This is a genomic window from [Flexibacter] sp. ATCC 35208 (assembly GCF_001975825.1).
Lineage (GTDB): Bacteria > Bacteroidota > Bacteroidia > Chitinophagales > Chitinophagaceae > Chitinophaga.
This window is the reverse complement of sequence record NZ_MTKN01000103.1, coordinates 1-14,394: the sequence shown is the minus strand read 5'-3', so window position 1 is coordinate 14,394 and position 14,394 is coordinate 1. Positions and strand designations below refer to the sequence as shown.

The window sequence follows — 14,394 nt, the reverse complement described above, 5'->3', positions numbered from 1 at the left end:
AAAAGTGTAAACAACTTCAAGTTTAAACAACTTCAATTACTTAATTATAGCCCACAAAAATCAATTTCCACAATAGTTTTATCATCGCCAAAACGGAGTATTTCATCGTCTTTATGACGGATTGGTTTAATCACACTGAATAAGGTGCCGTAATAATGTAATCTCCGGACGAAATAGGAAGGCTTTTTGCGTAGCACTTCTTGAAAATAGAGAAGAAATTCTTGCCTATACTAAAGGTTTGTTCGGCAAGTTTACTCCATTAGTCTGGCTTAACCATGAATGGTCTACCTCATGAGACTCCAACCAGGTTGTATTTTCCGCAAAAGGTGGAATGATCGTTAAAAAAAATGGAAGACCTTATAAGAATGATTATGTTACAATATTTGAGTTTGATGGTGACAAGATCATTCGCATGTATGAGTATGGAGCTGCATTCTTATATTTTAGTCTCAGGATTTTACAGGTAACTGGTAATAGTGGACATGGGCAATCAGCGCAGCTTTCTATTTATAGTGCCGGACGGGAGGATAAGGCATTGAAATTATTAAACCCTTCTCTGGAAAATCTGGTAGCGGGGAATGTAACGAGGATGTATGAATTGATAGCCGGAGATATAAGGAATGGAACTCGTAATGCACCGACGTTTGATGATGCAGTGTCTTTACATACGGTGTTGCAGGAAATTGAAACCAACAATTAAACATACCTGTTTATCGGCACTAAAAGCGATAATTTGAATTATCGCTTTTAGTGCCGATAGCGTTGAAATTTATAGGAATAATAAAAAAGCCTCCAAATCTTTCGACTTAGAGGCTTTAAAGCTTGCGGGGTGGAGGGGACAATGTTCGAACCTGTTTGCAGATGATTTATCTGGTATTTACTCATTTATTAGGCAGGCTCATTCATAATAAGCATGACATAAGCTGCCATAAGGTACTATTTCCCAGCAGTTATGGCGAAATATAAATTTTTATATTCTGCCACAAGTGTTTATTTTTGACCATTTGTGGCGAAATATAAATTATATCAGGATGGAACAACTTATAGGAAGAGAAGAAAAAAAACTACTATTACAGAGGGCCTTGGACTCTAATGAGGCCGAATTGGTGGCCATATATGGCCGCCGAAGAATAGGGAAAACTTTTCTAATCAGGAGCTTCTTTGAGAAGCAAATAATTTTTGAATTTTCGGGCATCCATAATGCAACGCTGAACGACCAACTGGCTAATTTCGGTCAGGCGCTGACACGCTCCATGAAAAGTTTGCCGGTAGAAACCCCGGTTAATTGGCGGCAGGCTTTTAACATGCTGGAAAAATATATAGGTCCTCTTATAAAAAAGCAAAAGCGAGTTTTATTCTTTGATGAATTTCCCTGGATACAAACACCAAGATCAGGGTTTATGCAGGCATTTGAATATTTCTGGAATATGTGGGCCTCCCGGCAAAAAAATCTGGTGGTAGTAATCTGCGGATCTGCTGCGTCCTGGATGATTCAGAAAGTAATTAACAACCGCGGTGGACTTCATAACAGGGTAACAAAAAGGATTCGCCTGTTACCTTTTAATCTTAGTGAAACAGCAGCCTATCTGAAAAGTAGAAAAATAACCCTGGATCAATATCAATTGCTGCAGCTTTACATGGCGATGGGAGGTATTCCTTTATATCTTAAAGAAGTGAATAAAGGAGAAAGCGCAGCACAGGTATTAGATAGAACCTGTTTTAAAAAAAGCGGTTTGTTGCATGATGAATTTAAAATACTTTATCATTCATTATTTGAAAAAGCCACATATCATATAGAAGTGGTCAGAGCGTTGGCGGCTAAATCCGGCGGGCTTACAAGAAATGAAATAATTGAAGCCTGCTCACTCACGTCCGGAGGGGGAACCACACAATTATTGGATGAACTGTCGGAATCAGGATTTATAACGCCTTATGTACCTTTTGATAAAACTGTCAGGGACAGCATATATAAGCTTACGGATGAATATTCACTTTTCTACATAAAATTCATAGAAAATAGTAAATCGCAAGGGCCTGGTACGTGGCTAAGGCTATCGGAAAGCACATCATGGAAAAGCTGGAGTGGCCTTGCATTCGAAAGTATATGTCTTAAACACGCTCAGCAGATTAAAAAAGAAATAGGAATAGCGGATGTTTATACCGAAGTATCTCCGTGGCGTTATTCTTCCAAAAAGAAGGAGCAAGGCGCGCAAATAGATCTTCTGTTTGACAGAAAAGATAATTGTATCAATCTATGTGAGATTAAATTTACTCTTTCCGAGTTTATTATAGACAAAAAATACGCTGCAGTATTAAAACAAAAAGAAGCTGTATTTCATGAAAGAACCCAAACCCGTAAAACGCTTTTTCTTACACTTATAACTACCTTTGGCGCAAAAAAAAACGACAACTACATTAATCTTATACAGAAAGAGATTACTATGGAGGCTTTATTTAAAGACTAAATACCGTGGTGCCTTTCCTGAAAATTCAGCTCGGTCTGTTTTATTGAAGATCTACTATAAAAAAAAGAAATAATTATCAGGTTTACATAAAACTCAATGGGAATAATCAAGCATCTTCATACTTAATTATTCCCATTTATCATGCTGGCTTTGAGGGACAACTGCCACCCCCTTTAGTAGATGATTCATCTGAAATATTTCGCTTTTATCAGTGAAATTCATCACTAAATTTGCTATTGACAATTATATAAAAGCTCGCTGTCTTGTTTTCTTCTAATTATAACTAGGGCGAAAATTAACGCCGTTTTTTCAATGAGTGTAAAAATCACAATATTCGCCCCACGTTCTAAAGAAGAAAATATGCCATATAATCCAGTCATTCCTTATAATGATCTGAAGCCCCACAAGTAGAGAATAATTTTCTCAATAAAGAACACAATACCATTTTTAATATTTACGACTAAAAATGGAAAATTGCTTATTTTCAAGAGCAATCGAAATCGAAGACAGAGAGGATTTTACAGCTTTCATGCAAAAGTGTGGCAAATGCTCAATAAGATTTAAAAAGATATGTATTTTGTAATATTTACCTCATCTGAACTTAGATGACTGGGTAATTTACAACGTTTTAAAAGCACTGTTATGCTAATTAGAATTTGCTTACTCATCATTATATTTTATATGGGGCCTGCATTTGGCCAGGTACCTAAACAAAAGCCCAATATCGTCATCATTTTGGCCGACGATATGGGCTTTTCTGATATCGGTTGTTTTGGCTCCGAAATCAGCACCCCCAATATAGACAGGCTGGCCCATGAAGGCCTCAAAATGACTCAGTTTTACAACGCGGGCAGATGTTGTCCTTCGCGTGCGGCACTGTTAACCGGCTTGTACCCGCACCAGGCTGGTGTTGGCGATATGGTAAAATATAAAGGCTCACCCGCATACCAGGGATTTTTAAATGAAAATAGTGCTACAATTGCCGAGTTACTAAAAGATGAAGCAGGTTATAATACCATCGTTTCAGGAAAATGGCATGTAGGTTTGCAACAATCTGCACTGGCATATAATCGCGGGTTCGATAAGTCGTTTACCTTGTTGAACAATGGCAGCAGCTACTTCAATTCGGCACCGCTATATAATGATGGCAGCAAGATCACTTTTATGCTTAATGATAAAGAAGTATCCCGGAACGATACTTCAAATTACCTTACGCAGGCCATTACAGATTTTGCTGTCAAATCTTTAGATGAGATCAAAGAGCAGCAAAAACCTTTCTTTCTGTATGTCGCTTACAATGCCCCGCACTGGCCCATCCAGGCCTTATCACAAGATATTGGAAAATATAAAGGGCGATACCTTAAAGGTTGGGACATTTTGCGAAAACAACGCTACGAAAAACAGCTGGCCGAAGGCATCATCAAAAAACAATGGCAATTATCTGCCCGCGATAACCGTGCACCAGCCTGGGATTCTTTATCTCCTGAAGAAAAAGATAAATGGGACACCCGCATGGCCATTTATGCCGCCATGGTTTACCGGATGGATGTCTGTATTGGCGAGATTGTAGGCAAACTTAAACAGCTGGGAAAAGATAAAAACACGATAATCTTTTTCGCCTCCGATAACGGCGGCAGTGCCGATGAAGTAAAAAGTTTATCTACCGTTATCCAAAAAACGGGCTTGCCTGGCTCAGTAAATTCCATAGATAGTTACGAAATACCGTGGGCCAATGTAAGTAATACACCGTTTAAATTATTTAAACGTAATACGCACGAAGGAGGCATAGCAACACCACTCATAATCTGGTATCCGGGACACATCAAAGCAGGCAGCACCAATCACAGTCCTGGTCACTTGATAGATCTGATGCCCACCTGTCTTGATCTTGCTGGTGTAAAATATCCAACTCAATTTAAAAGCAGGAAACTTACACCACTAGCAGGTATCAGCCTGGTTGACGCTTTCAGAAACAAATTTTATACAGGTAACAAAACACTATTTTGGGAACACGAAGGAAGCACAGCTATCAGGAAAGGAAAATGGAAGCTGGTTGCAGAACCTGATCAGCCATGGGAGCTATATGACCTCGAGAAAGATCGTTCCGAAATTCAGAATCTGGCTATTAGATACCCTGAAAAAGTTAAAAGCCTTAAAAATGAATATGTTTTATGGGCAAAAAGAGTAGGGGTAATGGAGTGGACTACGATAAAAAACAACTAAATATTTGACATCCAACTTATATAGCGTTTAAGGCAGATAGGGTTACTAAAACTCATTTCATAATTACCCTTCAAGCATTGACTATCAATTACAAATACCCATTTATGAAATGAGTTCTAGTATGATTTTAAGATAGAAAATATACCTTGAAAGGTATTACATAAAAATCTTGCAAGATTGTCATTAATCCATCAAATTAAAAAGCCTCCAGATCTTTCGATTTGAAGGCTTTAAAGCTTGCGGGGTACAGGAGACGAAGTTCCAATCTGCATAAGATAAATTTGCTCCAAATTTGTAAATTTGAGAGTAACTTATGAGTACGCTATTTTTTTGAATAGATCGTCAGGCTTGTATACACCTGTAATTAAAATTAAGTTCATATAATCCTCACCCTATTTTATGTAATTGGCTTTTATCAAGGAGACTTTGAAATAATAGAATGCATAAGGCAAATTTTCAACTAAGCTGCATTGCTTTCCTGTAAAGTATAAAAGCTCGGGTTAGTCCAATTATAAATGGAACATTCCCAAATACTATATATAGCAGGTCGCTATCCGCTGATGAAAATCCGCTGTCGGGATAATCACTTAGCTCCTTTATAACTAATAGTATAGTGATGGACAAGGGCAATAAAAACCAGCTCAAAACAGTCAATAATCTGTTATTCCGTACTATTTCAAATTTACACAGAAAAATAGTCAGGCATAAAACACTAAGAAACAAACAATAGAAAAAAATATATAAGATTGTCATCATGATAACAGCATCAGCCGTTAGCCATTCGCTTTTGTAATTCTTATTTTCTAAGATTGTAAAAATGGAAGTGATGACAAGTGTAATCAGGAATGGGTAAAGGGTCGCTTGCTGATAATACTTACTTAATCTCATGCGATAATATTGGAATTGGAGATATTACTTCAGATAGTCATATTTTGATTGTATCCTATCAGATACAAGGTTTAATAAAAACAAATATAATCACTATCCTGAGTAAGAGAATTGACCCACCGAAGGTTTTACATTATTAGAACCCGCACAAAGGGACCGGCAGTTTGTGGCGCACCTGCAAAGGGAACTATCGGGCAAAGAAAAAGGGACAAATCATACTTGTGATGATTTGTCCCTCTTAGCGGGGTGTAGGGGACGAAGTTCGAACCTGTTTGTAGATGATTTATCTAAAATTCAAACATTTATTGGTGAAATAAAATTGAATACCCAACACTATGCGAACATATCAACATGCTAGATAGTATTAATTGCCTGTTGGCTTGCTCCCCGGTATTCTGGAAACTGCAATAGTTCATCGAGCAGGTCGAGTGCCAAGGTTACATAGCATTGATCCAGTACGTTTTGTTCATAAAGTGCATTGTATGCGCCAATCACGATCTTTACGACATCTTCGCTGCTATGATGTGGCCCATGGAAATGATTAGGCAGCCGGTACTTTTTATAGTGAGTAACCGCGTCCAAACATACTACCGGATGTTTTTTGCAACACTTTAACAGATATTTTAAAAAATATTCTGGGTTGTTGTGTATCGTGTTACTATACATAGCTTGTTTGATCAATGGCACATAGACATCAAACTGCTCCGGTTCCATGTGCAGAAACCCGAGGTTGTATGCATCCGTAATATTTTCATCCGTTTTCTGTAAAAACTTGTTGAATAGCATACTACATTTTTCCTGCTGATCGTAGTTGGTTGTATTATAATATTCAAAGGCTAAACTAATAACCTGATCTTTGGCATTCGTCGATATTGCGAGTAATTGCTGCAAAAGTGTGTATGCTTTCTCATAACCATCGAACCAGCGGAAACAAAGGAGCCTGCTAATTTGTTTCTGTGCCTTCTTCATTAATATTGCTGCTTCGAGGTAAGGCAACATTTGTTCAAAATGCGTTGTAGAAAGATAAGCGGCTGTCACAACCGACATTTCATATACGTCTTCATTCTTATCATCACCGAGTAATGCATAAAAAAGCTCAAGTGTTTTGGTGCGGTCAACATACAGGAAATAGCCCAACTGATACATCGCAGCTACGCGTACAGTATGGATAGGGTCTTTTGCACATTGCAGAATGGTGCTATATATCTTTGCTGCTGCTCCTGGATGATCGTAGCAATAGATAAGTGTATTGACCGCAAGGCAACGGTTGCTATTCAGAATGTCCATTTTCGGGTCACCTGATTTGCTTGGGTCGCTATCATGTAATGTTACATCGCACAAAAAATCTATACTAGCGTCGTCGATAATTTCTTCGTCAATAAAATATCTTGTCAGCCAGATTAATTGTCGCCGGTCTTCCTGTTCCATCTGTAAGCCAATTACAAGGTGGAATAAAGATCGCAGTTCTTCCGGCGCATATTTGGACGCTTTAAGGCCATTTAAACCAGAGATAATGTAATCTATAACGACTGATTGTTCAACAATCAGCTTTTCAATAAAACGAATGAAAAACGCAGGTTTTTCTTTCACCTGTGCTTCGAATGCCCGTGAATGCTCAAGGATACCGCCCCAGGCTCTTGGATTGTCCCTTTCATAAGTGCGGTTGTACTTCAACATACTTTCTTCCCACTGAGAGAGCGTCATATGGCTATAAGCTGAAGATTTCATAGGAGGACCGCCACGCCAAACTGATACACTTCCCCGACGGCCTTCTGTTTTTGCATCCGGGTGGCGTCGCACAAGTTCCTGCACCTTTTTAAAAATTTGTGAGTGTTTGGCCAATGGTTCCCGTGGTATTGCTGCCATCAGAATGGCCTGCTGTAAACCGTAGTAGCTTTTTTGAGAGAGATAGCGGTCCTTGTCTTTGCGAACCGAAAGTTCATAGGGTACTTGTATACTTAGTATAAGATTGCAAATAGCTTCCTGCTGGTCAAAAGTCCAATCGTTAAAACAATTGGGTAGTAATTTTGTGAGCGGATTGCTTAGATAGTAGGCTGAAAAATCTTTTGGAAGAATATGGGATATGTACTCGATCGTGATGTTGGCGTTCGCCTTAGGATTGGCGGCAAGCACCTGCATCATAACGCAAATAACTGATAATGCATTACTGTGTTTGTAGATTTCATACCACCGCCGGAAAAAAGGATCTTCTTCACGGGAAAACTGCTCCATTGTTTGGATCATCCTGTGAAGCATCTTGCTACTGTGGTCAGCTAGGTGGTCACGGTCAAAGTCATAGCTGCTATATTCGCCATCATCGTAAATTTTATTTGCGGGGCGTGGATAAAACTCTTCCTTTGTCGATATTCGTTTCATCATTTTGGCAAAACAGTAGTCGAAGGCTTTTTCGGGTTGGAGGTCAAACATCTTTTCGATGCATTTACCAACATTGTACTGTATACTCGTATTTTCGTGGGCAGGTGCGTCGTTTTCCAAATATTTATCTAGCCAGGCAAGGCTCCAATCAAAATTATACTCAAAGGTGTGTTCAAGGATATGTAAAATATCATACCAATTACTGCTGTCTTGCGCTGCCTCGTCAAATAATTGGAAGGCAATCGGGTAATCCCATATGAAAAGTCTGTTTAATAGGCGCAGAATTATATTTTTTTTGCCGGGGAATGTAGGGCAAGCTTTAAGATATGTAAGTGTTTCTTCTCGGCATACACGAAATGACTGATAGATAGTTGCGTACCAGAGCTGCATTCTACTGTCTTTTCGTTGTTGCAGGTCAGCGAATGTTTGTTCTCCTTGCTGGATAAATGGCGCCGGTCGTTGCATTGCCTCTAAGTTCTGTGGTACAATCAGCAAATCCATACTCGTTCCAGCATGTAATAAGTTATTCAGGTGTCCTTCATTGATGAACACTTTGATCCACTGTTCATTGTTGACCGCTTCCATAAAAGGTATACCGAGCGTATCATGCTGCAGGACTCGCTCCCTTATAACCGCTTTTTCATATTTTGTTGAAAATGATGGGAACGCCAGGTGTTGCACAGTTAGTAATTTCAAATGAAACCGAACTTTATCATTAACAAGCAGGTACTCGATTGCCTCAGTATAAGATTTCGGTGACATCGTCCGAAGAAATGAGAGTATCATTTTTACGGCTGGTCTTATGAAAAGGCTCTGTTTGTTATCCTGGATATAACTGGGCAAATTTTGTCCCGTAGTAACAAAATGTTTTGCATATACATAATCGTAAAAGCTCTGGTGAAAAAATTGCAAGCCTCCATCCATTGATGTCAACAGGCCCGCGCGCTGTAAATAAAAAATGCACAATCTAAATGGTTCGCTTAACATTGATTCCGGTATGGACAGCACTTGCTCCTCGTACATCAATCGCGCAAGTTCGTAACAGGTATTACCTCCGTCTGCAGGTGCTTCGTCGGCAAGTGCTTTTTGTTTCCAAAGTTCGTCATAAAGGTCGTGTATGGAGTGTAACTCCCCCATACGTAAGGTGGGAGTATAAATACGGCAGAGTACATCTAGGTGGTTTGGGATAGATAACAACTTTAGCATCTTGTCGGAAACATCATCCATACGTAATCCAATCCTTGTCACAATGGCGGCTATGTATTCTTTAGAAAGCGGCTGTACGCAGATGGATTTTACCCCGCGATACGGTGAAAATTCCGGATCATTTTTTAAATCGAAATTCCTTACTGAAATGATGATGCGAACACCTGCGATCCTCCTTAATTCAGATATCAACACATTGTATGCATCAATGAATGTGCGTTTAGATGCCACTGCCTGCGAGAGGGCATCTATTTGATCAACAAGTACAACTACCTGCCCGAAAGATTCGTCCTGTAGCCAGCCGATCATCTTTGCCAAGGGATAGCCGAGATTCAGTCTTCTGTATAGTTCATCTGGCGATGAGACAGCATACCTGTCGGATTTGATCGCAATAGCCGGTATTCCCTTTGCAACCAGGTCATGATACAGCTCTTTTATGATAACTGTCTTACCTAAACCCGGATCACCGGCGACGAGTAGCAGGGGAGGTGCATCTTTGTCCAATGATTTGGAAAGCCAGTCTATTGCGTCTGCCGTTTCCTTTCGTTTAATGTGGCTATTTTCCAAAAGCCCAAACTGATCGGGGTAATTCGCTATCACGGTAGATGCGTCTGCGAATTTGGCAAGGATGGATTCTTTCTCAACCGGCGCGCGCTCGCGCACTTTGTATTCGCTTTTGAGAAAAGCCAATATCTCCTCTACAATTGCATTATCAACGACTTTTTGTACTTCAAAAAAAATGGTTGCGAGAGCCCTGCAATCGTCCTGTAAATATATATCCAGCTCTTCCGGTGTGACCCTAACAATTTTCATTTGAGCTAAGATGTCAATCAATTGTGCATACTTTTCAGCGTACTTCAATTCTGACAGGCTCTTGTATTTTGTTGTAAGGGTTATGAAGTATTTTTCTAGATCCTTGTCAACAACAATCCGTTGATTGAAACCATGTAGATAGTCACTGGCGGGGTTAGTAAAACCGTGCGATACGACAAAGTAATATGTGAAATCTTTTGCATCAGGGATAAGATCCGAGTTGATGAGGGAGTATAAAACAAACTTCAATATTTCAGTTATACATTCTGTCGCACCGACGTTCCCTTTGTGTTTTTTACACTGTATAGCACCCCTTATTTTTCCATGTTTTAATAAGACACCGTCGCGGCCTTGCTCACCAACACCGTTCATAATCTGGACCTGGTCAAATTTTTCGCGCAGTAATGCATCCTTTTCGACTCTTACTTTAAAAATCGAAAAAACAAGGTGTTCAAAACGTCTGTCAGATTGAAGATGACTGTACGGATAGGGACTGGCAGTTAGTTTGACTGGCCTTGGTTCTTCACTCTCTTCATACTTATAGTCCGAAAATGTCAACATGTTTTTTCTAGCGTTAGAGCTGATTATAAAGGTTCAAAATAATATTTTCTTATGAGTGCTTATCCCGGCCCTGTTATCTCCTCAACCGGGTTCCAGCTTTTTTGCTCCCGATTTTAGTTAGATATCCCGCCTTCCTGGCACTCTTGCACGTCCATCGCACTTATCCCTCAGGAAACAAATGCGGGGTGATTCACTTAATAGTTCCGTTCATATTGATTAATTGACCAACTTTATCGTTAAAACTTCTAATCCACACTTTATTTAAAACTAACCTCTATCAACGGATATTGGAAAAGGCAGATATGGTAGAGAAAAAGAAGAACATAAAAGATTTGTATCCTCATTTAGATAAGGGAAAAACAAGATCGTCGAAGAAAGGACAATTTCCTAAATTGGGACATATGTTTTCTGTCAGAAATATCATCCCACTACGGAATGTCTGCGCGGCCTATTATACCAAATTTCGATGAATTCAAATAGTTCTCTTTTTGCAGTCAATTAGCAAATCGTCAAAATTACTGATCATCCCATTTCTTAGGTAGTGTATCACCAAACTCCTCATATCTTGGGTTCTCATTGATAATTATTAAATTAGCTTTCGTTCTTGTAATAGCTGTATAGACAATAGAATCCATCCTACTGATACTGTCTTTTGTAATAAATGGAATATACAATACAATGTTGAGCAGCTCCCATCCTTTGAAACTATGTATTGTACACATTTTCAATCGGCTGTCTCCCATCCAGAATATTTTCTTATTAGTTTTCAGTTCCTGATCATCTTCAAACACGTGATTCACACCAATTTTCTTCTCCCTAAAAAAATGCACAACCTGTAATCCAATCTTATGTGTAGGTAGCAATATAACTATATCAGACGGGTGTTCCCCGGAGTATGTCAATCGTCTATAAGAGTTAAAAATATCATTTAACCATTGCCCCCGAGCTTCATTTCGCCATACGATGTGCTCATGTAGGCTATTGGTCCGTTCAATTTTTGAAAGCCTTACTTCCTGATTAAGTCCAAATATTTCACTAAATCGATTAGATATTTCAGCAATTCGATTTGGTAAGCGATAGGAGGTAGTTAAGTCAATATAAGGATCTTTAAATCTATCAAGCCCAATACGTGTAACCCGCTTATCTAACCAATCAAGTTCACGCTCATAAATATTTTGCTTTTTATCACAAACAACAACTAGTTCATCCCGGGAGGTTAAAAAGTAACTCATTAATAGTTCATACCATTGATAATAATAATCCTGTCCCTCATCAATTAGTATAGCATCGTAACAATCCACAGACTGCCCTCTTATTGAAGATTTTACTTTATCTGGAATTGTGATTCTAAAAAAATATTCTAAAGCCTGCTCAAAGCTTTCATCATTGTCATAATTATCCCTCTTGGGGCCTTGTGGCCATTTAACACCAAACTTATTTAACCTGTCTTTGCAAAAACCATGAAAATGTGCAAAAGTGAATTGATCCCATCGAAAATTAAATGGTGTTCTTTGAATCATATCTCGGATATAATGCCAAAGAGTGATGTTGAAAGTCACGATCAATACATGCTTACTCATAGAAGCTAACTTTCCCGCACGATATGCAAGTGCTTGTGTCTTACCACTACCTGCTACACCTCTTATTCTATGATGCCCCGGTTGAGGTTCTGCTATTTTTGATTGATTTCCTCTTAATGTCAAAACAGTTCCCTGTTCTATGCTATGAAAGGGAGGCAATAACCAAAATAGTAATTCCTCATTCCACTCCTCTTTCCAGAAAGAAAATAGTCGATATGCGTCCGGAACAACCTCCTGTAGCTTTTCCACCGTTAATGCATCTCTTCCTATAAACGGGAAATATTTAAAATTTTCAGGTTTAATAGGTGTACCTAATACATCCCGACATTCGGATGTGGTGGAACTATTGCAATAAATACCAGTTTTAATAAGTCCAAAGTTACTTTTATTCAAATCTACAGCTTCACCTATTGCTGGAACTAGCTGATTTTGAATATTATCTTTATAATGTTCTACTTGATTTTTGGGATGCTTGACGTCATAACTTCCATCCCTGGTATTCACCTTCAGACTTCCTTTGTCAACCTTGTAAAGCTTTAAGTCCCAATCCTTGACTTCATAGATCATGAGACCGACCTTTGGATGAAATATTATGATATCAGGCCTAGCCCCATTTAGAAAGGGTTGAACAAAGATCAGCCAGCCGTTATAAGTTTTTAAATGCTTGTAGTCTTCAATTTTATTGGTCTGCGTCCATTCTTTATCCTTGGGGAGATATAAATCTAAATATTGAACCAAAGCCAGTTCTCCTGCTGTTAAGGGAGTTCTTAACTGGTTAATCTGTTCCCATGAAGGGTATAGGCGATTTGAATGCATTTGTCAAGTTTTCAAATTTGAAAGCCGATACACATTTACCAAAAGTATTCCTATATTAAGTAAAATATATAACATCCTCAAATTCAATTGTACTTTGAGCGCTTTTGAAAAACAATCCGTCTAATTTGCTACAGTCACTGTCTTAATGACATTGAAGATCGTCCAACAGACCTGTTTGACATTTATATAGATCCCAAGAGAAAACAAGTAATTCTAAATCCTTTAGATAATAGTACCTGCAAGCTTGAAAAGAACGACTATTTCTTGCAAATCATCTATATCAATTGCTAGTGGTATCTCTTTATATTCAAGCAGGAAACTAATTTTAGCCCGATGTCTTCCATCCTGAAAGACAATCTGTTTACGATTATTAGAGAGGTTTATGCTTGGAGGATCAACAAATTGTTTGTTTTCCCAGCGATCCAGAATTCGGGCAATTCTGAAATCATTTAGTTTTTCACCGGTGAAAAGCGATGAGCAATCCACCTCGTAAAAATCAGCAAGCTTCATTAAGGATAATGGGGCTACCAATTTAACAGCATAACGACCTTCCTTAACAGATTGACTTATATCCAGCAATTTGCTCTTATTGCGCCCCCAAGCCCATTTTGGTATGATCGATTTCAGTTCTTCAATTGATTTGCCAGTATACTTGACGATAAGATCATCATGAATAGTATTATCAGCTTTTTCGAATTCCATATTTAATCTTCAATCATAAAATATCTTTCAACGGGAAATTAGTAGGGAACACTAAATGCTAAATTAGAAAATTCAATTGATTTCGAACACCAATAAAGTTGAAAACAAACAAGTTAGGTGCTCATTATTATGAATGAAAAAGCAAAACCCGCTCTGAGAGCGGGTTTTGCTTTTTCGCGGGCTGCAAGGGATAAGTTTTCGAACCAGTTTGTAGATAGTTTATCTAGAATTCATGCCTTCATAAGACAAATTGATTCGAAAAGAGATAGCCATTGGTAATTCAAAGTCTTCCTAATAGCGTATGTAATTTTTTTTGATTGCTTATAAGGCATTTATTGCAAATAGATACAGACTGCTTAAGTGTTGTTATTCAACTTTTTTACACATAGTAATTTTATAAATATCTATATTAAAAATTAATTTTTAAAAGTATCGAAAAGAATACTTTGCAAAAAGTATCGAAAACGTTACTTTTGTTATAGTTCTTTGAAATAAGGTCATCGGTAAAACTTGATCCTCATTATCATCTTTATTAAAGACAGACATGTTCAAATATGGACATGAGCAGCAAGAAAGAAAACTTTCTTGTAAAAGCGAGCTATAGCGATAGCTGCTTGAGCTTTTATCTATACATCTTACCTACCTAAACTGTGTCGTTTGCGAATTATGTGAACTACATCCTAAAGGGTAGATACACGAGGTGAAACTTTAATAAAAAATAGATATGAAGAAAAAGTACAATTACAAAGTAAGTATTCGGACCT

Annotated in this window: 6 protein-coding genes; 3 read left to right on the top strand and 3 right to left on the bottom strand. The window is 38.3% G+C overall.

What is annotated here, in order from left to right:
* The first annotated feature begins 331 nt into the window (after window positions 1-331).
* From BW716_RS32885 to BW716_RS32875, 3 genes are all read left to right on the top strand, one after another.
* Window positions 332-700, top strand: a complete 369-nt coding sequence (locus BW716_RS32885; protein WP_083730302.1) for a nuclear transport factor 2 family protein — start codon at window positions 332-334, stop codon at window positions 698-700.
* 331 nt (window positions 701-1,031) lie between these two features.
* Window positions 1,032-2,465: an ATP-binding protein gene (locus tag BW716_RS32880; protein ID WP_083730301.1), complete on the top strand. Its 1,434-nt coding sequence runs from the start codon at window positions 1,032-1,034 to the stop codon at window positions 2,463-2,465.
* 642 nt (window positions 2,466-3,107) lie between these two features.
* Window positions 3,108-4,688: an arylsulfatase gene (locus BW716_RS32875; protein ID WP_083730300.1), complete on the top strand. Its 1,581-nt coding sequence runs from the start codon at window positions 3,108-3,110 to the stop codon at window positions 4,686-4,688.
* Window positions 4,689-5,930: 1,242 nt separating this feature from the next.
* Here BW716_RS32875 and BW716_RS32865 read toward each other — a convergent pair.
* The 3 genes from BW716_RS32865 to BW716_RS32850 form a co-directional block, all read right to left on the bottom strand.
* Window positions 5,931-10,532, bottom strand: a complete 4,602-nt coding sequence (locus BW716_RS32865; RefSeq protein ID WP_083730298.1) for an ATP-binding protein — start codon at window positions 10,530-10,532, stop codon at window positions 5,931-5,933.
* A gap of 515 nt (window positions 10,533-11,047) precedes the next feature.
* Window positions 11,048-12,928, bottom strand: coding sequence for a UvrD-helicase domain-containing protein (locus tag BW716_RS32855; protein ID WP_083730296.1), 1,881 nt, complete (start codon window positions 12,926-12,928; stop codon window positions 11,048-11,050).
* 222 nt (window positions 12,929-13,150) lie between these two features.
* Entirely contained in the window at window positions 13,151-13,630 is a 480-nt protein-coding gene (locus tag BW716_RS32850) for a hypothetical protein (RefSeq protein WP_083730295.1), read from the bottom strand.
* Window positions 13,631-14,394: the final 764 nt, after the last annotated feature.